General features: G+C 37.0%; 20 protein-coding genes, 1 pseudogene, 1 riboswitch and 1 other annotated feature. Of the genes and pseudogenes, 7 read left to right on the top strand and 14 right to left on the bottom strand.

What is annotated here, in order from left to right:
- Nucleotides 1–139: 139 nt before the first annotated feature.
- The 5 genes from ACQKMV_RS00255 to ACQKMV_RS00235 form a co-directional block, all read right to left on the bottom strand.
- Nucleotides 140–1,084 (bottom strand): nuclease-related domain-containing protein, encoded by a 945-nt coding sequence (locus ACQKMV_RS00255; protein ID WP_427501872.1) that lies wholly within the window; start codon nucleotides 1,082–1,084, stop codon nucleotides 140–142.
- 195 nt (nucleotides 1,085–1,279) lie between these two features.
- Nucleotides 1,280–2,074, bottom strand: coding sequence for an ABC transporter ATP-binding protein (locus ACQKMV_RS00250; protein ID WP_427501871.1), 795 nt, complete (start codon nucleotides 2,072–2,074; stop codon nucleotides 1,280–1,282).
- Nucleotides 2,067–3,098 (bottom strand): ABC transporter permease, encoded by a 1,032-nt coding sequence (locus ACQKMV_RS00245; RefSeq protein ID WP_427501870.1) that lies wholly within the window; start codon nucleotides 3,096–3,098, stop codon nucleotides 2,067–2,069. Before ACQKMV_RS00245 ends, ACQKMV_RS00250 begins: the two co-directional genes overlap by 8 nt.
- 503 nt (nucleotides 3,099–3,601) lie before the next feature.
- A complete protein-coding gene (locus ACQKMV_RS00240; protein ID WP_427501869.1) occupies nucleotides 3,602–4,624 on the bottom strand; it encodes an ABC transporter substrate-binding protein in 1,023 nt (340 codons plus the stop codon).
- A gap of 209 nt (nucleotides 4,625–4,833) precedes the next feature.
- The gene (locus ACQKMV_RS00235; protein ID WP_427501868.1) at nucleotides 4,834–5,220 is read right to left on the bottom strand and encodes a hypothetical protein; all 387 of its coding nucleotides are present in this window, start codon (nucleotides 5,218–5,220) and stop codon (nucleotides 4,834–4,836) included.
- 213 nt (nucleotides 5,221–5,433) lie between these two features.
- On the opposite strand from ACQKMV_RS00235, the gene ACQKMV_RS00230 reads away from it, so the two are divergent.
- The 3 genes from ACQKMV_RS00230 (at nucleotide 5,434) to ACQKMV_RS00220 (ending at nucleotide 6,949) form a co-directional block, all read left to right on the top strand.
- On the top strand, nucleotides 5,434–5,691 hold the full coding sequence (locus ACQKMV_RS00230) for a hypothetical protein (protein ID WP_427501867.1): 258 nt from the start codon (nucleotides 5,434–5,436) through the stop codon (nucleotides 5,689–5,691).
- Nucleotides 5,692–5,760: 69 nt separating this feature from the next.
- Nucleotides 5,761–6,156 carry a DUF1259 domain-containing protein gene (locus ACQKMV_RS00225; RefSeq protein ID WP_427501866.1) on the top strand — a complete coding sequence of 132 codons (396 nt, stop codon included), beginning with the start codon at nucleotides 5,761–5,763 and terminating at the stop codon, nucleotides 6,154–6,156.
- A gap of 259 nt (nucleotides 6,157–6,415) precedes the next feature.
- Nucleotides 6,416–6,460, top strand: a riboswitch (PreQ1 riboswitch).
- A gap of 6 nt (nucleotides 6,461–6,466) precedes the next feature.
- Entirely contained in the window at nucleotides 6,467–6,949 is a 483-nt protein-coding gene (locus ACQKMV_RS00220; RefSeq protein ID WP_427501865.1) for a QueT transporter family protein, read from the top strand.
- A gap of 197 nt (nucleotides 6,950–7,146) precedes the next feature.
- On the opposite strand, the gene ACQKMV_RS00215 is transcribed toward ACQKMV_RS00220, so the two are convergent.
- Both ACQKMV_RS00215 and ACQKMV_RS00210 read right to left on the bottom strand, forming a co-directional pair.
- Complete coding sequence (locus tag ACQKMV_RS00215; RefSeq protein ID WP_427501864.1) at nucleotides 7,147–7,878, bottom strand: CPBP family intramembrane glutamic endopeptidase; 732 nt, start codon at nucleotides 7,876–7,878, stop codon at nucleotides 7,147–7,149.
- The gene (locus ACQKMV_RS00210) at nucleotides 7,875–8,606 is read right to left on the bottom strand and encodes a MerR family transcriptional regulator (RefSeq protein WP_427501863.1); all 732 of its coding nucleotides are present in this window, start codon (nucleotides 8,604–8,606) and stop codon (nucleotides 7,875–7,877) included. Before ACQKMV_RS00210 ends, ACQKMV_RS00215 begins: the two co-directional genes overlap by 4 nt.
- Nucleotides 8,607–8,830: 224 nt before the next feature.
- Nucleotides 8,831–9,030: a binding site (T-box leader), on the top strand.
- Between the two features lie 58 nt (nucleotides 9,031–9,088).
- On the opposite strand from ACQKMV_RS00210, the gene trpB reads away from it, so the two are divergent.
- On the top strand, nucleotides 9,089–10,252 hold the full coding sequence (gene trpB, locus ACQKMV_RS00205) for a tryptophan synthase subunit beta (protein ID WP_427501862.1): 1,164 nt from the start codon (nucleotides 9,089–9,091) through the stop codon (nucleotides 10,250–10,252).
- 43 nt (nucleotides 10,253–10,295) lie between these two features.
- On the opposite strand, the gene ACQKMV_RS00200 is transcribed toward trpB, so the two are convergent.
- The 4 genes from ACQKMV_RS00200 to ACQKMV_RS00185 all read right to left on the bottom strand — a co-directional run bounded on the left by ACQKMV_RS00200 (nucleotide 10,296) and on the right by ACQKMV_RS00185 (nucleotide 15,617).
- A complete protein-coding gene (locus ACQKMV_RS00200) occupies nucleotides 10,296–11,921 on the bottom strand; it encodes a long-chain fatty acid--CoA ligase (protein WP_427501861.1) in 1,626 nt (541 codons plus the stop codon).
- Nucleotides 11,922–12,085: 164 nt separating this feature from the next.
- A complete protein-coding gene (locus ACQKMV_RS00195) occupies nucleotides 12,086–12,424 on the bottom strand; it encodes a hypothetical protein (protein WP_427501860.1) in 339 nt (112 codons plus the stop codon).
- A gap of 124 nt (nucleotides 12,425–12,548) precedes the next feature.
- Nucleotides 12,549–13,502: an L-threonine 3-dehydrogenase gene (locus ACQKMV_RS00190; protein WP_427501859.1), complete on the bottom strand. Its 954-nt coding sequence runs from the start codon at nucleotides 13,500–13,502 to the stop codon at nucleotides 12,549–12,551.
- Between the two features lie 441 nt (nucleotides 13,503–13,943).
- On the bottom strand, nucleotides 13,944–15,617 hold the full coding sequence (locus ACQKMV_RS00185) for a methyl-accepting chemotaxis protein (protein WP_427501858.1): 1,674 nt from the start codon (nucleotides 15,615–15,617) through the stop codon (nucleotides 13,944–13,946).
- 397 nt (nucleotides 15,618–16,014) lie between these two features.
- Between ACQKMV_RS00185 and ACQKMV_RS00180 the strand changes: the two genes are divergently transcribed.
- Nucleotides 16,015–17,193, top strand: coding sequence for an FtsW/RodA/SpoVE family cell cycle protein (locus tag ACQKMV_RS00180; protein ID WP_427501857.1), 1,179 nt, complete (start codon nucleotides 16,015–16,017; stop codon nucleotides 17,191–17,193).
- Between the two features lie 164 nt (nucleotides 17,194–17,357).
- Here ACQKMV_RS00180 and ACQKMV_RS00175 read toward each other — a convergent pair whose 3' ends face one another.
- The 3 genes and pseudogenes from ACQKMV_RS00175 to ACQKMV_RS00165 form a co-directional block, all read right to left on the bottom strand.
- Nucleotides 17,358–18,719 (bottom strand): aspartate aminotransferase family protein, encoded by a 1,362-nt coding sequence (locus tag ACQKMV_RS00175; protein ID WP_427501856.1) that lies wholly within the window; start codon nucleotides 18,717–18,719, stop codon nucleotides 17,358–17,360.
- Between the two features lie 24 nt (nucleotides 18,720–18,743).
- Nucleotides 18,744–20,273 carry a CoA-acylating methylmalonate-semialdehyde dehydrogenase gene (locus ACQKMV_RS00170; RefSeq protein WP_427501855.1) on the bottom strand — a complete coding sequence of 510 codons (1,530 nt, stop codon included), beginning with the start codon at nucleotides 20,271–20,273 and terminating at the stop codon, nucleotides 18,744–18,746.
- A 137-nt stretch (nucleotides 20,274–20,410) separates the two neighbouring features.
- A pseudogene (locus tag ACQKMV_RS00165) lies at nucleotides 20,411–20,629 on the bottom strand (GABA permease); the annotation flags it as partial.
- A 231-nt stretch (nucleotides 20,630–20,860) separates the two neighbouring features.
- On the opposite strand from ACQKMV_RS00165, the gene ACQKMV_RS00160 reads away from it, so the two are divergent.
- Nucleotides 20,861–22,429 carry a PucR family transcriptional regulator gene (locus ACQKMV_RS00160; RefSeq protein WP_427501854.1) on the top strand — a complete coding sequence of 523 codons (1,569 nt, stop codon included), beginning with the start codon at nucleotides 20,861–20,863 and terminating at the stop codon, nucleotides 22,427–22,429.
- A 29-nt stretch (nucleotides 22,430–22,458) separates the two neighbouring features.
- A partial coding sequence (locus ACQKMV_RS00155; RefSeq protein WP_427501853.1) for a hypothetical protein occupies nucleotides 22,459–22,645 on the top strand: 187 nt, incomplete at its 3' end.

The raw sequence follows: 22,645 nt of genomic DNA, 5'->3' as shown, positions 1-22,645 counted from the left end.
GTTTATCGGAATAAATTTGTGTTTTATCGGAACAATCTTGAGATTTATCGGAACAATTTCGGATTTTATCGGAATGTTTCATCAATTTATCGGAACATTTTAGAAAATACAGTCTATCTGACCGCATTGATAGACTATACTATTTAATAATATACTTCCGATTCTTCTTTGCACCTACTTCTTGAAGCTGTAATGATTTCAATATTTTATATACCGTTTTAGTACAAGAAATGCCGAAGAAGTCTTGAAATAAACTATTGGATATACATTCTCCATACATATAACGGTAATCTTTCAGCGCATTATTGAAAGATTGATTATCTACCTCACCACAATCCTCACACCGCCACTTACCTTGACGATATTGCATAACAAATCGATAATCGCACTTAGAGCATAATACACCTTTCTTTAGTTCATCCATCTTCATATCCAGTGTCCATTGTGTAGGTTTATGCATCTTTAGAATATGTTTTGAGAGTTCTCTTAAAACTTTTTCACTTAAATAGACTTGTTGATGTTGCTTGAACAGCTGCTCCATCCTTTCAACCAAACCACTCACATGAATAATCGGTTGCACAGACAAACTTGGCGTCATAATCATATTCGGATTTGCAGAAACGATCATATAAACAATAGGTATATGACAGCCAGCCTTTTGAAAAATCTGATGTAAAAACCTAGAATGTCGCTTCACCTGATCAAAGGGATTTCTAAAGCCATCTACTTTGCCATCAGAAGTAATTCGAATAAATTGATGATTATCTTCCATATATTCGACACGGCCCACGATATTTTTAATTTCCACTATTAAAACAAAATTTCTCGACATATATAATGTATCCATTTGATGTATTGCTCCACCTTCAGCTTTAAGCTGTACATCATGCAATAAATAATGCGTATGCTCCAAATAGATTTCTTGCCATTCCTGATCTACTCTTTGCTCACCTGCATACCCTGCTCTTGTTCTATTTAGCATTTCTTGATAGTAAGTAGACTTTGGGTGAGATTTCGGCAACCTCCTTTCAATCATTTCTAATGTGATTTGCTTCGATGAAACTTCACGTTTTTTCAGTAGCATATTTTCACCTCCTTTAGCTAGATTATAATGCACTTTATCGAAAGAGTTTGCTTGTTTATCGAGCAACTTTTGATTGTTTATCGAGCAACTTTATTGATTTATCGACCAACTTTTTTTATTTATCACCCAACTTCTAAAAAATATCGACATCTAGCAGAAAAACGCCCATACCTATGTATGAGCGCTTCGTTATCATTATCCAAGTAGTGCACGGTCTGAGTTCATTTTCTCTCCGCGGATACGTTCGAACTCTGCCATCAAATCTGGGATGGTTAGTTCATGCTTGCGATCCTCGCCAACCTCTAAAATGATTTGACCTTTATCCATCATAATCAGTCGATTTCCTAAATCTAATGCTTGCTGCATATTGTGCGTGACCATCAATGTCGTTAAGCTGTCTTTCTCGACTAAATATTTCGTAATTCGTGTGATTAACTCTGCACGAGATGGGTCAAGTGCCGCCGTATGCTCGTCTAGCAATAAAATCGAAGGCTTCGTAAATGTTGCCATTAAAAGAGATAGCGCTTGACGCTCCCCTCCAGAAAGTAAGCCGACTTTTGCAGATAGGCGATTTTCTAGATTTAGGCCTAACATCTCCAACGATTCCTTGAAAAATTCTCGACGCTTTTTATCAACACCGATACGCAAGCCTCTACTCTTATTACGTGAGTAAGCTAACGCTAAGTTTTCCTCAATCGTCATTGTTGGTGCTGTACCAGCCATTGGGTCTTGGAACACGCGACCAATGTAGTAGGAGCGTTTGTATTCTGGTAAAGAAGTAACCTCATTTCCATCAATTGAAACTGTACCAAAGTCTGGTGTTAATGCGCCAGAAATCATATTCATCATTGTCGATTTACCAGCACCATTACTGCCGATAATTGTGACGAAATCCCCTGGCTTTAAGTGCAAATTAATTTCTGCAAGTGCAATTTTTTCATCAGGCGTACCTTCATTAAAAATCTTATTTATGCCGTTTAATTTAAGCAAGGCCTTTCCCTCCCTGCTCAACCGTCTTTACTTGCGTCCTCTCTGCAGCGCGCTTCACCTTACGTTTGCGTGCCTTACTCTTATTGATAAATTGAGGTAAAATCAACGCTATAATAACGATGATAGCTGTTATTAATTTCATATCTCCTGAATCAAGGAAATCTACTCGTAATGCTAATGCTAAAATAACGCGGTAAATGATAGCTCCCGCAATGACAGCGAAAGTTGTGCGCATAATCGTTTTTGTACCGAAGATTGCTTCGCCGATTATAACAGATGCAAGACCGATAACAATCATCCCAATCCCCATACTAACATCTGAGAACTTAGAGTATTGAGCGATTAAAGCTCCAGAAAAAGCGACAAGTGCGTTAGATAGTCCTAGCCCAAGAATAATCAATGTATCTGTATTAGCCGAGAAGCTACGAATCATACGCTTATTATCACCAGTTGCTCGAATAGCCAGGCCGACTTCTGTTTTTAAGAACCAATCTGCAAAGAACTTAATGATAATCGTAATGATTAATACTACGATCAACGTACTCCATGTTGAAGGTAGTTGCGTCTGAACGCCAATGCTTTTTAATAGATTATTTAATGCACTATCAATACCTAAATTACTCCAAAATGCTTGAAACTTTGAAAATAAAGTCTCTGAATTCAAAAGTGGAATATTCGGACGACCTATCGTATTTTCTACAGTTGACCCCATAATACGTAGGTTAATTGAATACAAAGCAATCATCATTAAAATCCCCGATAATAAAGGATTAATTTTCCCTTTTGTGTGAAGAATTCCTGTCATACATCCTGCAATAAATCCAGCAACAATTGCCACTAAAGTCGCTAAGATTGGGTGGTAGCCAAGCAGAATCATCGTTGCTGCAGTAGCCGCCCCTGTTACAAAGCTTCCATCAACCGTTAAATCCGGAAAATCTAACACGCGGAATGTTAAATACACACCAAGCGCCATAATTGCATAGATGATTCCTTGCTCCATCGCGCCAAATATTGCTAAAAACATAGTTGAATCATCTCCTATTAATTTCTTAAACTAATTTTCTTATTAAAAATTCTTACTTGAGCTCCATTCCTTTAAATGGAGCTCAAAATTAATAAAGTCCTTTGAAAGCCATATAAAATAGAATCTATTATTTTTAAGGTTTTAGCACGACGGCCTTTGATTTGCTAAAAAGAAGCTCAGTGCTATAATGGCTCATCACCAAAAGCTGGAGGTGATATTTATTAAAAAGTATTAAAGTTGATTGAAGTGGAGACTGGGCGACTCCTTGGGGATCAGCGTCACAGATGAGACCCTGGAGCGAGCATCGCGAGTGAAGCGGCTCATCGGACGCCCCCAGGAAAGCGCCCAGTCGGAACGGAAATCAACCTTACGTTATGATAATGAGCCAATTTAATAGGAATTTACACGAATTCTCCATCGATCCAAAACACTTTAAAAGTAGATAAAGCGGGGGCAGTTTTAGTTCTCCCCCGCTTCATTTCATAAGATGATATGTTAGGTCATTACTTTTCTAAAAGCTCTGCACCCCAAGAATCTTTAATTTCGATTCCTAAATCATCCGCTACTTTTTTATTTATTAATAGTTTTAGCTTTTGTGGGTATTGAGCTGGTATATCAGCAGGTTTTGCTTCACCTTTTAGAATCTTCACAGCCATTTGTCCCGCTTCATAACCGATGTCATAATATTCAAAACCATATGCAGCTAAGCCACCACGTGCTACAGAGTCAAGCTCTCCAACAACTAGTGGTAATTTATTAGAATTCGCTACATCAATGACAGACTCTAGAGCCGAAACTACTGTATTATCAGTAATGATATAGAATGCATCTGCTTTACCAATTAATGATTCAGCTGCTTGTCTTACATCTGCAGAAGTCGCCGCAGATGCTTCAACTACTGTTAGGCCTTGCTCGTCCATGACTTTTTTCACTTCTTTTATTTGTGCTACTGAGTTTTGTTCACCAGCGTTGTAAACCATACCTACTTTTTTCGCACCTAATTCCTTTAAGAATGCCACTGTTTTCGAAATAGTATCAGGATGTAAATCGATCGTTCCTGTTACATTTTTCCCTGGCTTCTCCATAGATTCAATGAGCTGTGCGCCAACAGCATCTGTTACAGAAGTGAAGACAATTGGAATATCACCAGTAGCTGTCGCTGCCGCCTGTGCAGATGGCGTAGAGTTAGCAAAGATTAAATCTACGTTCGCACTTACTAGATTGTTTGCAATCGTCGTGTTAAGGCTGTTATCTCCTTGCGCTATTTGTGGATCGTACTCAACTTTTAATCCTGAATCTTCAATTGCCTTTTTAAAGCCATCTGTTGCAGCATTTAAAGATGGATGCTCAACAATTTGAGTAATTCCGATTTTATATGTTTTGTCACCTGCATTGCCGCTCTCACTTGCATTCTTCGTTTCGTTCCCCTTCGAATCCGATGAACTAGAGCCACTGCTACCGCAAGCAGCAAGCATTAAAACTAACCCAAATAACAGGAACGAAAGCTTTTTTAAATTGCTTTTCACAAATAATCCCCCCGATATTATCTTTGATATTTATCACACTTTATCCAAGCGAAGTGTGAACGTATCGCTATATTATCGTTATTATCAAGGTTCGTCAACAACATTATGAATGTTCTGACTTTCGAATTCATCAAAATATTTTATCTTTTCATTCAATTTGTCGCTTTAAACCGCTAAACTACGCTGTTTTCACAAATCGATTTCTTTTTCTAACATAACAAAAATTTTTTTGACAATTTCGCGAAGTTATTTTTGATTTTTAAATAATTTATGGAAAACCAAAAAACCTGACATTCTTCATTAGAAATGTCAGGCCTTATAACAATTAGAATTATCTCTTGTTTTTTTAAGATATCTACTAACCAACCACTTTGAGGTAACGGGATATCTGGGAAGCATACGTACGTTTGGGCAACACCTTGAATTGCTGAATAAAAACAACCAGCGAGTGCTTTAGAATCACCCTCTCGTATTACTCCCTTAGCTTGACCCTCTTTTACTAAACTTTCAAATCCCTCAGATGCAGCAAGGTCTTTAGTAACTTGTTGAATAGTATCTGGTAAGTTACTTGCTATTTGCGTTTGAGCAACTAACATTAACAATTTTGCTGATAATGATTATAAATCCAATGTAAGCAATTATTCTAAAGCCTGACAAAACGATGCGATTTTTATGCATAATAAAAAGCCACACCTGGTTTTGTATGTGACTTACCTTTTCTACAGAAACGCTTCATTTCAGTCTCCTTTTTTACATTTAATGCATATGATGAAAATGAGACAGTGCTGTTCCCAAAAAGGAGGAATACCATGAATAACGATGAAAGGGATTTAAATCATCAACCTTCTTATTCAAAAGAGAATCAAAATGCAAAAATAGGAGATATTGACACAATCATTTCTAATCTTTGTGACAGTCTATTCGAATTCGCTCTAGATTTTGCCTTAAATGCCTTAGAATATACAAAAGACTTAGATGAAGAACTAGAATATACGGATGAATTTAAAAAGCAACTGGACGATTTAATTATTGAAATAGAAGAAATTAAAAATGTTTTAGATGAGTAGTTTCAAATCAGAAACCCTTACTACTTTCGCTCCAAGATATCTCAAATATTAATAAGCAGAGGTGTCAAAATGCAAAGCTTTCAAAATATGTGTACAAAATTTGCTCAGATTGCAAACGGAAAAGCTTCTATGGAACATGGAGTATGCTCAGTAAGACTTAATCGAAATCTTAATGTTATGATTCAAGGTCGCCCAAGTCGTAGTGCACTTCATGCTGGGATAACATTCGAATCACTCGATATATATGGAAATGCACTTAACTTAGGTGAAGTTGTAGTACTTCAAGAAGAATTAACTCCATTTGTTAAGGTACTTGCAGAAAATAATTTAATTATAAGTGCCGTTCATAATCACTGGATATATTCAGACCCAGCTATTTTATACGTTCACTTTCAATCAATAGAGCCCCCATTAATCTTTGTCCAAAAATTTGCTCAAGCTTTTAGTGTTTTAAAAAACTACTGATAACTACACTTGTTAAAAGAACTGCTTAGACAGTTTTTTTGATATGGTTGTACTTTCCTTTAGTGGTTGTTCATTCCATATGTAAAGAAGCAAGTGTACAAACCCCATTCTTATGGATTCAAAATTCAAATCCTGGTCACGCACACACCTATGAGCAACGAATAAGAGCTAAATATTGCAGTTAACACTATGAATTTCTGCGCTTTTTTTACTCGTGTCTATTTACAAATAAGCATGAACATTGATATGATTGCATTTGCTTTACGTGGTTCGTAACCATCCCACGCAAAAAAACTAAGGAGAAATGAATATGAAAGTAAAATTTTTAGCAACGAGTGGCATTATTGCAGCGCTCTACATTGCTGTTACATTATTAGTCGGATCATTTGGCTTTACAGAGGTGCAGTTCCGTCTATCCGAAATGTTTAACCATTTAGTTGCCTTTAACCCTCGTTTTGCCGTTGGAATTATTATTGGTGTATTTATCTCCAATATCTTTTCACCACTCGGTATCTACGATTTAATTTTTGGTGTTGGCCATTCGATGATTACCCTTGGGTTGCTCATTCTTATTTGTAAATTTGTTAAAAATATTTGGGCACGTTTAGTCATCAATACATTTTTATTTACATGCACCATGTTTATCATTGCATTTGAATTGAACCTAGCATTAGAATTACCATTCTTCTGGACATGGTTAACTGTTGCTGCAGGTGAATTTGTTGTTTTAGCAGTCGGTGCACCGATTATGTATATCTTGAATAAACGCTTAAACTTCAAAAATTTGATTTAACAGACGGATCTTATCGAGCCGTATTTAATAAAAAGAGGGCCGGTTATTCACCGTTCCTCTTTTTGTTGTATTGAATCGAAGAGGAAAAATCAATAACATAACATATGTTTTAATTCGAATATTTTTCATGTAAATAAGGTTTATTACCTAGCAAAAAGAGTGTTGCAATTAATAATTTTAAAAAATAATATGTTATTTTATTCCTTTTCATTCTCATCGCCTAATTTTCCAACATAATCAATCAAAGCATGAAGAAGTATTAGAGGTATAATGGAGTTCAATGCGATTGCAAGCATCCCGAACACAAAGCCAAAAATGGTTGTTCGAATGACACCGGATAAACTCTGATATGTATGCGCAAGACCAAATATTATTGAAGTACACAAAAGAACTAACCAAATTGACCATTCTGGAAATAGTGCGTTAAATGCAAATATAAGGAACCCACGGTAAATAATTTCTTCTGTGATACCCGCTGTCCATGCCACTTGATTCCAGATGACTTTGTCTTTCTTTGTAACAGGTAGTAACTCAGTAAACGTTATATGCTTCATTTGTTTTTGCTTCATTAATATCATCTTACTTTTAACATTATTACTTATAAAATATCCAATCGCGTAATATAAAAGCGATATACTATATAATAAACCTACCCCTATGACAATATATGTAACAATTGGTCCTAATGCTTTTGTGTTAATACTCGGCATTATTACGCGTAGTTCTTCTAAAGTAAGTTCAGAATTCGCCACTATTATTAAAATAAAAAGTGTTGGTAACCACAAACCTAGCATAACAATCTTATAATAGTGTATCCTGCTTGCTGGGTTAGTCAGAACACGTATTTTAAATCTTTGATATAACCAATAACCTATAATTGGTTCATATAAAAGAGTAAACCCAATGAATCCCCATAATAGTATGTTCATTTCGTTTTATACTCCTTTAGCATGTTCTCTATTTTTTCAATTAGCCATTCTTCCTCTTGTTTACTAAATGGTGACGAAAATAACATGCTATCCAACTGTATCTCCATTAGCTTTGGTTCTGTTAGTAACCGATTAAATAGTTCATGTGGCACTTGAGAAAAAAGCCCTTCGAGAATAGTATGTACTTCGGTATCGGTAAATTGATTCTTATAAGCTATTTTTAATTGATTTATAATGTTTATTAAATTTTCATCATAACGAACGTTGTTACCGTTTGATACAGCATAAATCTCGTCTACAACTTCATTTGGTAAATATTCCTTTAACCATCGCTGCTGAGATTCCATATGTAAATTATTTTGAATTAATGCAATAAATATCTCTGGTTCGATTACCTGATTTGATTGAGCTAACGAAATTGTGTATTCAAGTAGTTCAATATTCTTTTCAATTTCCACCAATTTACGGAGCATTTCCTCCTTTTGATACTTTAAAGACTCTGTTATGTCCCATTGTGATTGCCTCATTAGCTCTTGAATATCTTTTAAAGAATATCCTAACGTTTTTAATCCTGTTATTTTTTGCAGTGTAATTATATCTTCATTTTCATAAAATCTACGTCCCGTTTCAGAAATGTAAGATGGCTTTAACAAATTCATTTCATCATAATAGCGAAGAGTACGGATCGAGACACCTGTTTTCTTTGAAAATTGACCAATCGAATACATTTATATTTCTCCTTTTCTTTTAATACATTCATTATAGTTTCTAACGTAACGGTAGAATCAATAGTGATTTTTGCTTTTATTTATAAAGAACTTTTATCCTTCTTAAAATAGCTAGCCTGTTAATTTCTTTCAGCGGATTCGCACTATTATGCCGGGGAATAATTGGTTTAATTTTGCACAACATATCTTGACAATTTTCTGAAAATATTTTACAATTCTTTTCAATAAATGCTAGGAAAAAGAATAGTAGCAAGCGGTTGTGCTTAAAGAGAGCTGATGGTTGGTGCAAATCAGTAGTACATACTTGTGAATGGACTTTGGAGCAGCCTCATCAAATATGAGGACGAATTTACTCCCCGTTACCGGAGTACGAAAGCGCGCATTTTTGCGAATGAAGGTGGCACCACGGTTACTCGTCCTTTTTACAGAAGGATTGGAGTGACTTTTTTTGTGGAAAAATTAGATAGAGGAGTCGAGAGCAGATGAGTAAAGTAGCAGAGAAAAAGGGATATTTCGGTGAATTTGGAGGTAGCTTTGTTCCTGAGGAGCTTCAAAATGTATTAAGTATTCTAGATGAAAACTTCCAAAAATACAAAGACGATGAAGACTTTAACAAAGAGCTAGATTATTATTTCCGTGAATATGTTGGGCGCAAATCTCCACTTTATTTTGCTGAAAATTTAACACAACAATTAGGTGGCGCAAAAATTTATTTAAAGCGTGAGGATCTCAACCATACAGGTTCACATAAAATTAACAACGTTCTTGGACAGATTTTATTAGCAAAGCGCATGGGAGCTAATCGTGTTATCGCCGAAACAGGTGCGGGTCAGCACGGAGTAGCAACAGCAACTGCTTGCGCAATGTTCGGAATGGATTGCACAGTTTATATGGGTTTAGAGGATACAAAGCGTCAAGCATTAAACGTGTTCCGCATGGAGCTTCTTGGTGCAAAGGTAGTAGCAGTTGATAAAGGCCAAGGGCGACTAAAGGATGCAGTGGATGAAGCATTTGCTGATTTAGTAGAAAACTATGAAACGACTTTCTATTTATTAGGTTCTGCTGTTGGGCCTCATCCATTCCCTTCAATGGTGAAGCATTTCCAATCAGTTATTAGCCGTGAAAGTCGTGAACAAATTTTAGAAAAAGAAGGAAAGCTACCAGCAGCAATACTTGCTTGTGTCGGTGGTGGTAGTAATGCAATTGGTGCTTTTGCAGAGTATATCCCAGATGAAAATGTTCGCCTCATCGGTATTGAACCTGAAAAAGCAGCAACATTAAATGAAGGAACACCAGGTGAATTACACGGCTTCAAATGTTTAGTACTGCAAGATGCAGAGGGCAATCCACTACCAACATATTCGATTGCTGCAGGACTAGATTATCCTGGGGCTGGTCCAGAACATAGCTATTTAAAAACAATTGGTCGTGGAGAATATGTAACAGTGACAAATGAAGATGTGCTTGAAGCATTCCAAGTACTGTCAAAAGTTGAAGGAATTATTCCTGCACTTGAAAGCTCCCACGCAGTTGCTCATGCACTAAAACTTGCTCCAACATTATCTTCGGAAGAGAGCATTATTATCAATATTTCTGGCCGTGGAGACAAAGACGTGGAACAAGTATTCCAAATGTTAAATAAATAAAAAAAGAAAGAGCGACTTCCCTTTGTGGAAATCGCTCTTTTACCTATACGAATGAACTTAATTTCGGATAAATTTCTGCCACATTATCTCGAAGCTTAGCTTTCAAAAACTTCCCAACCGATGTTTTTGGAATTTCATCTAAAAATACTACATCATCTGGTACCCACCATTTTGCAAATTGGCTTTCTAAAAATGCAAGAAGCTCCTCTTCGTTTGCTGACTTTCCTTCTTTCAATACCACGCAAGCTAGCGGGCGTTCTTGCCATTTGACATGCGGAATTGCAATAACTGCTGCTTCCAAAACAGCATCATGCGTCATTAACGCATTTTCTAAATCAACTGAGGATATCCACTCCCCACCTGATTTAATTAAATCTTTTGTACGATCTGATATTTTAATAAAGCCATCCTCTGATCGTACCGCAATGTCCCCTGTATATAACCAGCCATCTCGATAGGCATCAGCTGTACGTTCATCACGATAGTACTCGTGTGAAATCCATGGACCTCGTAAACGTAATTCACCCATTGTCTCTCCATCCCACGGTACTTCTCCATCGTCATTAATAATACTAGATTCAATCCCAGCCATCGTCATTCCTTGCATTGCTCGCGATTCGATTTTCTTTTCAATTGGCCAGTCATCCATCCAAGACATATAATTCGATAACGCTACAATCGGTGTTGTTTCAGTCATCCCATATACAACAATATATGGAATGCCATATTGCTCTTCAAATGTACGAATAAGACGAGTTGGTGAAGCAGAGCCACCACAACAAATGGCACGTAGCGAACTTATATCTCGTTCACGCTTCCCTTGTTCCTGCAACGCCCCAATCCAAATTGTCGGCACTCCAGCAGTTAATGTAATCTTCTCCTGCTCCACTAAATCCAAAATTATTGCCGATGTGAATTGTGGACCAGGTAATACCTGTGTAGCACCCACATTGACACTTGCAAATGGTAAACCCCATGCATTAGCATGAAACATTGGTACAATTGGCATCACAACATCACGCTCAGAAATGCCCATTGAATCAGACATACTCAGCATCATACTATGTAGTACCAGACCTCGATGTGAATAAACCACCCCTTTTGGATTTCCTGTTGTAGCACTTGTATAGCACATACCAGCAGGCTCTTCTTCTCCTATATCCTCTGGGAATTGATAGTTTTCATCTGCTGCTACTAATAAATCCTCATATGATAATGCATTCGGTAATGTCGTTTCTGGCAAAGTATCCTCATCCGTCATAATAATATAATGTTTCACTGTCTTAAGCTCAGGCGCAATGTTTTCAATGATTGGTAACAAATCCACATCAATCATTAAAATCTCATCTTCTGCATGATTAATAATATAAATCAAATGCTCTTCTGATAAACGAATATTCACCATGTGCAAAACAGCGCCAGAACACGGTACCGCAAAATAAGCCTCTAAATGGCGATGCTGATTCCAGGCAAAAGAGCCAATCTTCATCCCTCTCTTCATCCCCAGCTTTGTGAGTGCATCTGCTAAGCGACGTGTCCTTTTCGCCCATTCTCCATATGTTAAACGGTGAATCTTCTGTGGGCTTGTCCTTGAAACAATAGTCTTTCTAGCAAAATAGTTTTCTGCTCGTTTAAAAAAACTTGTTAATACTAACGGCGTCTGCATCATAAAAACCATCCATCCCTTCGTCTTGTGAACTCCCTCTCTTTACCCTTGTGAAATATTAATAGAAATTTAACCAGAATACTATTAATATTCTGAATATAATTATATTTTAAAATTATAAATTTCGCTATATCTTCCAATAATTTTCTTTTTATTGTAAACTTTTTCTAAAATAATTCATTCGCATAACGTGGGGTTGATTTCCGTTCCGACCGGGCGTTTCCCGGGGGCGTTGAGCCAACAGATGTTTTCTGCGCGATAGCGAAAACGATAGCGGTAGCAACAACAAAGCGGAGCAAGCGGCTCGATGCTACAAAATGCCGATCGCTGATAACAACATGAGAATCGCTGATAAAATGCCAATAATCGCTGATAACTACATGAGAATCGCTGATAAAATGCCAATAATCGCTGATAACTACATGAGAATCGCTGATAAAATGCCAATGATCGCTGATAACAACATGAGAATCGCGCCTGTAGGAAAGTGTGTTGTCTAAAAACATAAATTACCCCATTTAAAGTGTCACAGCATTCACAGAGATTTCCTTGACCATTTTATGCTCCAACAAAAAAAGATGAAGAAAACTAAATTGTTTTCTTCATCCTTGTCATTCCAGGAGTATTTATTTATGAACAAGCTTTTGTTTGTAGTTTGATTTTTAATTTTTCTAGCATATCAACTGTCATTTTTGCTAAATCATATTGTGCTTTAAAACCCCATTCTTTCTGTGCCGCTTCTATATTTATAGAATTTGGCCAGCTATCTGCTATAGCTTGACGTACTGGATCTACATTGTAATCCATACGGAAATGTGGCAAATGCTTTTTAATTTCCGCCGCAATTTGAGATGGCTCAAAGCTCATTGCAGTGATATTAAAGGCATTCCGATGTATTAGTTTGCTACTATCCGCTTCCATTAAATCTACAATAGCCTGCAATGCATCTGGCATGTACATCATATCCATGTACGTACCTTCTTGAATATAAGATGTGTACTTCCCTTGCTTGATCGCCTCATAGAAAATTTCTACTGCATAGTCTGTCGTACCACCTCCGGGAGGAGTTACGTATGAAATTAACCCTGGGAAACGTACACCGCGAGTATCTACACCAAAACGATTGAAATAATAATCACATAATAGCTCACCTGCAACTTTATTGACCCCATACATTGTTGTTGGACGCTGCAATGTATCCTGCGGCGTATTATCCTTCGGTGTCGATGGACCGAACGCACCTATTGAGCTCGGCGTAAAAAATTGCAAGTTTAACTCACGTGAAACCTCCAATGCATTCATTAAACCACCCATATTTAAATTCCACGCCAGCAACGGATTTTTTTCTGCTGTCGCTGATAATAGAGCCGCTAAATGCATCATTGTATCTGCACCAAAATCTTTCGCTAAATCATGCATTCTTTGTCCATCCGTCACGTCCAATACTTCAAATGGGCCCTTAGAAAGTTCAAGCTTTCGAATATCTGTCGCCAACACATTGTCCTCTCCATAAATACCACGAAGCTTTTCTACAAGCTCTGAACCTATTTGACCTAGTGCTCCTGTAACCATTATCTTCTTCATTTCTCCAAACCTCCACCTATGAACAATTGTACTACCAGAGAGTACAATATTATATAAATAAACATTGATTTAATAACATTTCCGATGAATTTCATTATAATGTGTTCTTATTAAAAATACAACCTTCATATTTTACATTTTGAAAAATATAGTATAAAACCCTTTATAACCAGTATATGAGCCCTATAAAATATTGTGCTAGAAAAACAAACGAAATACAAATGTACATCCTAAACGTACATTTGTCCATTTCCCCTCATAGCAACAAAGGCGAAATTGATATAGGTTGATTGGAGTGGAGGCTGGGCGACTCCTTGGAGATTAGTGATCACAGATGAGACCCTGGAGTGAGCAAATAGAGGAACTGAAATCAACTAACGTTATGGTGATGAGCCAAAAAAGAACCTTCTTTGAATACAAAGAAAGGTCCTTTCGTTCTTATTAGATAGAGAAACGTTTTACGGCTATTTGTAAAACTTTTGATACCTTATGTAACTCTTTAATATAATTATGGAATTGCTGCTGCGCGATTAATTGATCGGCTGTTAAAGTAGCTACATTTTTAGTTGATGCCGCATTCGTATCAGAAAATGATGTTAACATCACCGCATCTTCACTAACCTTTTTCGTATGATTAGCAATTTCTTGAACGGTTGCAGATACTTCCATTATATAAGGCTTAATTGTGTGTACTTTTTCTAAAATATGATCAAAGCTTGTTGCCGTATCGCCTGTCACCTGCACACCCTTTTCAGTTGCGACTAACACACCCTCCATCATTTGGACAGCATAGCTAGAATCTAAATGAATGTTTTGTACAATGGACGTAATTGTTTGTGTTGAATGAACTGTCTGCTCCGCAAGCTTGCGTACTTCATTGGCCACAATTGCAAATCCTTTACCATGCTCCCCTGCTCTAGCAGCCTCAATAGATGCATTTAAGGCTAAAAGGTTTGTTTGCGCTGTAATTTTTTCAATTACCTCGACCATTTGATCGATAGTAGCTGCTCTCTCAACAAGATTAAAAATGGCTGTATTCGATTTCTCAACTGCATGCTTAATAGCCTGTATTTGTGTTAAATTTGCCTGTACAATTTCCGTACCGCTTTCTGCATCACGCGCAGTTTTATGAGCAAAATTTTCTACAACCTGTACTTTTTCTAAAATTACTTGCACTCCACTTAGCACTTCCTCTAGAGATGCTGTATTGGAAGCTAATTTTTTTGTAGAAGCAGCAGTTGAATCAGAAATAGACTGCACATCCTTTGCAATTTTGTGCGTCGTGTTAGACGATTGTTCTGAGGATTCCTGCAGCTTCCCAGTCATCCCTTCAACCTCATGTGCACTGTTTGATACTGTATGAAGTAATCTTTTCACTTCTGTTACCATTTGATTGTAAGACGATACTACTTCGCCAAGCTCATCCTGCGCCACATAGCTGGCACTCGCTGTGAAATCACCTTGCTCTGCACGTTTTAATAATGACTTCAATTGACGTGTTGGTATATTCACTGCCTTTGCTGCTATAAATCCTATACAGATTACTAGCAAAACAACAAATAAACACACGCCTCCTAATAACCAATAACCAAATTGAACATCTTTCTGGTATGCCTGTTGCTGTTCCTTAGCCCTCTGAACCAAATAGCTTTGAGTTTCTTCTAATAATGTATGACTTTGCTTACTTACAGGTAAATAAGACTGAGCATAAAATTGTTGTTGTTCATTTTGACTCAATTGCTTATAGCTATCAATCAATTCTACCTGCTGTGCTAGTAAGGTCTTAATTTTTTTCACCTGATGACTCATCTTTTTATCAATTTCTAGACTTTCTAAATGACCTAACGGCTGCTCAGTATTTTTTAAAATGGCTGTCATTTCTTGATAAGTCCCAGCTGAATCTACTAAATAGTCTAAACGTCGTTGCGATTCCTCTAACTCATTTAACCAGCCAGTCGGTATAAGCCCTTCTGTATAACTTTCACTTGCATGCCATGACATTTTCCTTAAATAATCAACACTAAAAACACCTAGCAATACATTCGATAGTACACAAACAATCATTAGCACAAGTAACTTGTCCTTCACCATTATGTATCGAAAAAAATGCATCATCCTTGGCTCCTTCTCCAACTCTTACCAATAATGATAGTATGAAGATGTAAAGCCAGTGTTATGTTTTTGTAAAGATTGCACGAAGAGTTTCTAAATTATCTCAACAGAAAATTATCATATTTAACAACACATTCTGTTTCAGGTGTTCATGATTAGCCGTTTTTTGCTTATAACACACTTGCATCCCCAAGCAACCCCATTTGAAACGTGCCCAGAAAAAAACGAAACGTTATCCTGACAATCTACAAAACTACTCAAATAGAATCAAATGTAAAATTAAATAATTAGTAAAATTAGTTTATGATTTTCAATTTTCGTAATACTCATTTAACTTGCAACCTTCTGTGTATCTCTATCGTTTTCTATTAATAGTGTGGTTTTAAAGGGAGGTGTTAGAATGTTAGAAATAAATAAAATAAATAAATTAGATAAAAGTTTAGTCGTTAGCTTAATGTTACTTTGCATCATTAGTTGTCTATTTGTTCATTCCAGTAGTACTGTGTTTGAGCAGTATACAAGCTCGTTTATTATAAAGCAGTTTTTTTATTATCTAATCGGATTTTTAATTATGTATGGAGTAGCGATGCTTGATATCGAGCAACTAAAAAAGATTGGCTGGCCATTTTATTGGGTGATGGTCGTGTTAACATTTGGCTTATTTATTGCACCTGAGAGTATAGCCAGAACTGTAAATGAGGCGAAGCGTTGGTACCAAGTTCCAGTGTTAGGATCATTCCAGCCGTCAGAGTTTTTAAAGTTCGCGCTTTTAATCGTTGTCAGTAAGGTCATTGTTGCACATCGAGAGAAATATGTGCGCCCTACCTTTTTAACGGATATGCGACTTCTCTTCATAATTGCTGTTATCACCCTTCCACCTACGCTTGCTGTTTATAAGCAGCCTGATACGGGCATGGCAATGATTTATATGTCGATGATTATACCGATGATTTTCTTTTCAGGTATACAAAGAAAATTGCTTATAATCTTTACAGCCATTCCAGTATCAATTCTCAGCGTTGTGGTTATTCTTTATGTAAAATTTAATGAATTTTTTACAGATAAAATTTTAAATAAATTATCAGGGCATCAAATTTCTCGCATTTATGGCTGGTTGCAGCCTTATGAGCATCTGGATTCATCTTATCAAACTAGGCAGGGATTTTTAGCAATAGGTTCAGGAGGGTTTAACGGTAAGGGATACATGAACAATAATGTCTATGTCGTAGAAAAGCATACAGATTTCATTTTCGCAAACATTGCTGAAGAGCTCGGATTCATTGGAGGGGCATTTGTCATTGCTCTTTTATTTTTTGTCATTTACCGTATTGTTCTCATTACAGTAGAAGCAAAAGACCCATTTATGACGTTGATGGGAGCAGGTATCTCTAGTTTATTAGCCTTCCAAATTACACAAAATATCGGTATGACAATTGGACTTTTACCTGTAACAGGTATGACATTACCATTTTTAAGCTATGGCGGAAGTTCACTCATATCAAATTTCATGTTAATGGGCATTGTGATGATTATCTACAATTCTTATAGTGGCTACATGTTCAAAACAACAAAAGAGTAGATGAAAGTGTGTATGAATGATACTTTTTCTAACTGGAGGAGCGTTGTTCATACTCATACTGCCTCGCCTTTCTTATGCTATAAGACAATCAAAAAGCTGTCTCAAAAGTTTTTACTTTAACTTAAGAGACAGCTTACAGGCAGTAATTTATCTACAAGACCCCACTAATTAAGCTTTACTTTATGAATACTATCAATGACAACTTTTATGATTGTATCAAGATCCTCTTGTACAATATTAAGAGGTGGAGATAATGTTAATACGTTATTAAAGCCTGCAACAGTTGCACCATTTTTACCTATAATAACACCCTGCTCCTTACATGCAGCGATAACAGCATTTACTTTATCTACTGGTAAAGGCTCCTTCGACGTTTTATCTGAAACTAACTCGATGCCAATTAATAAACCTTTGCCTCGAATATTCCCAACGTTCGGGTGATTCCCCAACGCTTGCTGAAGCGCTTGCAGAGTAGCAGCTCCAACCTCGCTAGATCTTTCAAATAATGCTTCTCGCTGAAGAATCTCAATATTTTTTAATGCGACCGCACATGCAACTGGTGATCCGCCAAAAGTATTGACATGACGGAAATAACCGTATGCATCAGATCCAGTAAATGCCTCATAAATTTCCCGTTTTACCGCTGTAGCTGATAATGGTAAATAGGCACTTGTAATCCCTTTTGCCATTGTAATAATATCTGGTTTCACACCGTAATTCATGAATCCAAATGGCTTACCTGTTCGACCAAATCCACAGATTACCTCGTCTACAATCATTAAAGCTCCATGTTTTCTACACACTTCCTCAATGCCCCTTAAATAGTTTTCTGGAGGCATAATGACGCCCCCACCTGTAATAATTGGCTCTAAAATCATTGCGGCGATTGTGTCACTTAGCTCCCACGTCATCGTCTTGTCTACAGCCTTGACGCTTGCTAAATCTATTGGAGCAAGTGTATCACTTTCATGCTCTCGATATTGGTCAGGTGGTGCTACATGGATAAAGCCAGGAGATAATGGTTCATATTTATATTTTCGTTCCGCTTGCCCTGTCGCAGCCAATGCTCCAAAAGAACTTCCGTGATATGCACGGTAGCGAGAAACAATTTTATAACGAGAGCTTTCCCCTTTTTGTTGATGATACTGACGCGCAATTTTAAACGCAGTTTCGTTAGCCTCTGACCCACTATTAGAGAAGAAAATAACATAATCTCCACCAAGCATTTCATTAATCTTTTCAGCCAGTTCAACTGCTGGTAAATGTCCCTGCGATAAAGGAGCATATGCATTTTTCATCATCTGCTCATGTGCAACATCTGCTAATTCCTTGCGTCCATAGCCTACATTTACACACCATAATCCTGCCATTGCATCGATGTATTCAACTCCATCTGTATCAACAATCCTCGCACCATTTGATTTTTCTACTACATACGTTGCTTGTGGATTGTAGGGTTTCATTGAATGCCATACATATTGTTCATCTTTCTTTAAAATATCATTTTTAAGATTTACTTGAACCATATCTATACACCCCTTTATGTTTTTTCACTTATTCACATCGTTATTGCTTGGGAACGCAAATGAACTTGTCGTATCCTCTGTTTCATCTGGCCAACGTTCAGAAATCGTTTTCGCTTTCGTGAAGAATCGTGCTTGGTCTGGTCCAAACATATGCCCTTCGCCGAACTTAGATCGCTTCCATCCGCCAAAATTGTGATAGCCAACTGGAATCGGAATTGGTACATTAACGCCTACCATACCCACTTCAATTTCTTCTTGGAATTTACGCGCCGCCGAACCGCTGCTCGTAAACATCGTGACACCATTCCCAAGTTCGTGATCATTAATCAAATCAATAGCTTCTTGCAAGGTTTCAACGCCTACAACAATACGCGCAGGACCAAAAACCTCCTCCTTAAAAATAGTCATCTCTGGAGTCACATTATTTAACAAAGTCGGACCAAGATAAAAGCCTTTCGATGTTTCACATACTTTCGGATTTCGACCATCTGTTACAAGATTAGCCCCTTCCTCAATAGCCTCTTCGATATATCGAAGAATAGTATCTTTTGATTGTTGCGTAATAACTGGGCCAAAATCTACCTCATCATCTGTATATGGACCAACTTTTAATTTTAAAACTTTCTCCTTTAATATCTCTGTAAAGCGTTGTTCAGTATCTTTGCCAACGACGATTGCTCCTGAAATGGCCATACAACGTTGAGACGCCGCTCCATAGGCTGCACCTAAAAAGGCATTAGCTGTTTGCTCTAGATTTGCATCTGGCATGACAATCATAAAGTTCTTCCCACCACCAAATGCAGCGACGCGCTTATTGTGCTTCGTCCCTGTTTGGTAAATATATTCCGCAACAGGTGTGGATCCAACAAATGAAATTGCTTGTATCTCTTTATTTTCTAGCAGCTCATTTACCGCTTCTTTATCACCATTAACAACTGTCCAAATTCCATCTGGCAGTCCCGCCTCTTTCCATAAATTACTTAAATATAAGGCTGAGATTGGTACGCGCTCAGACGGCTTTAAAATAACTGCATTTCCAACCGCAACCGCCATACTTGTTATCGCCAATGGAACCATAACAGGGAAATTAAATGGAGCAATTGTTGCAACAACTCCAAGTGGGGCTTTTGCAGAAAAGGCATTAATATTGCCGCCTACATTAACCGAATATTCCCCCTTCAGCATTTGCGGGGCACTTATTGCCATATCTACAGATTCAATGCCACGAACAATTTCGCCCTTTGCATCTTCCTTCGTTTTCCCACTTTCCTCACAAATAACCTCAATGAGCTCATCTTGTCTTTCGACTAATAACTGACGGAAACGATGCAAAACCTCAACCCGTTTACCAATCGATGTCTTTTTCCATGCAGGGAAAGCTGCCTTCGCTTGCTGGATAGCCTGCTTCACCTCATCTCTAGTCGCTAACGGAACTTGCGCAATGACCTCTCCTGTTGTTGGATTATAAACTTCCGAGTAACGGCCACTAGTACCTGCTGTTTCAACACCATTGATAAAATGTGATAGCATTTTCACTTTTTGCTGAACTGTCATAATTTCCCCACTCCTCATTTATTGTTATTTAAAATCCAATTCTTCCTTTTAGAAAATAGAACTTGCTTCATCTACTGGGTTAAGCGATTTTTTCTTTTGTGTAACTAAATAGAAAATCATCAAGACCGTCACTAAATTTGTGATCGCATCGATTCGTTGAAGAACCTAGAGATCAGTAATGCTGTTGTAGCCAATATTGTGAAATATGTTAAATACGGCAATAACCACATTTTCACTTTTAACGTGATTGCACTAAGTAAAAACATAAATACTTTATCTGGTGAAACATAGTTCATAATAACGGCAATATAAGAGAAGAATGTCGCTGTTAATATGGCATTAACAGGTTCACCCTTTTAAATGCGTTTGTTGCTCCATATCAGCTCAACTCTTTTATTAGATTTGATTACCGCTTACTAAAATTTTACATGTTACATAGAAACGAAGTAATAGACAAACTGTAAAATTCTATACATTTGTTTTAAACATAATGTAAAATAGACTAAACATTCTAAAAATATAATATTTTAGTTTATTTAAGATAAAATAGCACATCAATAAGAAAATCGAAGAATAGGGAGGATAAAATGAGCCAATTTAAGCTTCAAGTGAGGGATGTATTAGAAAATACATACTTTAAAAGTGCCGAGGTCGTAGCTGGTGAGGATGGATTATTACGCATTGTAAAATGGGCCCATGTCATTGAAATTATACAGGTAGATAATTTTCTAGCTGGTGATGAACTGGTTTTAACAACAGGGATAAGCCTTCAGCATAGCATAGAGGATTTTGTCTTTTTTGTAGAATCCTTAATCAAAAAAAATTGCGCTGCATTGTGCATTGAATATGGGACTTCCATACAAACCATCCCAGAAGTAATTGTATCTCTTGCCAACCGTCACAGCTTCCCTATTATCGTTTTTCATGATACGGTTCCTTTTGTCCGCATTACACAGGATTTACATAGTCAAATTATGAATCAACAATATTTAATGATCTCTACGTTAGAATCCTACTCTCAAACATTAAATAAAAACGCGCTATTGGGGCAAACCGCAGAAGAAATTTTACAAAATATGTATAACGAATTGAAGACACAAATTATCTTTTCTATTAAGGGTCGAGAGCCTATCTTTTTCCCAAATATGCCGTATAAAAAACGCCAACAACTATTAACGATGAAAAAATCAGCACCCGTATTTAAAAATGAGCCAATCTTTATTTTTGACCAGCAATATGCAGATTTAACACTCTATAGAGAAGATGGTCGATTCTCAGAGTTCGAACTACTTATCTTAGACCGTACAGCTACTGCGTTAGCGCAACTGTTAATGAGAGAATTTTATATTGAAGAGAAAAGAGACATTGAAGATGCCTCTATTTTAGCGGATTGGATCGATCAAAAACTATCGAAAGAGGAAATCTATAAATTTATCGTAACCTATCATTCTAACTATAATCTTTCTAGCGGAGCTGTTTTTATTTTAGCAACTCCTAATGCAGTCACTAAGGTACAAGAGGATATTGTCTATAGTAAGCTCTACTATCGAAATCTTTTCGAACAAAATGGATTTATACCATTTTTATTTGAAAGAAAAAGCTATGTCATTTTTATTTTGCTCCATACGAAGGATAGTAAATCGAGTCGTGAATTATTAAATACATTAGTTTCTTCCCTTCAGAAAACCGATTTTTATAAAAAACAAATGGTCCAAGGGTATCAAGTAGCAATCGGCAAAGTCGTTGCAGACGTAGAAGAAATCCCGAAGAGCTATCAAACGGCACTCGAAACATTGTATATTTGCAGTAAAGTACAAACAACATCTTATTTTTACGATGATTTACATCTGTATCACCTCATCTATAAATTACAAATGCAAGTCAATTTACAGGAAGTAATTCAAGATTATTTGCAGCCCGTCATTGAATACGACAAAAAATATAACAGCAAACTATTAGAAACTCTACAAGTATACTTGCAAACGAATGGCTCCAAACAACAAACAGCCAACCAATTGTTCATCGTACGCCAAACGCTCTATCATCGTTTAAAAAAGCTTGAAAGTCTCTTAGGGAAAAATTTCATGAAGGGCCATAATCGGATTACACTTGAATTTATGTTGCTCGCTAATTCTTTAATTGAGGATAAAAATTAATTTCTTGGTTGTTCGCCGGTTTATCAGCGATGTTCATCGGTTTATCAGCGATGTTCGTCGGTTTATCAGCGATGTTCATCGGTTTATCAGCGATGTTCATCGGTTTATCAGCGATGTTCGTCGGTTTATCAGCGATGTTCGTCGGTTTATCAGCGATGTTCGTCGGTTTATCAGCGATGTTCGTCGGTTTATCAGCGATGTTCGTCGGTTTATCAT

Source organism: Lysinibacillus sp. NPDC094403, assembly GCF_050278745.1.
Classification (GTDB): domain Bacteria; phylum Bacillota; class Bacilli; order Bacillales_A; family Planococcaceae; genus Lysinibacillus.
This window is presented reverse-complemented; position numbering and strand designations above follow the sequence as displayed.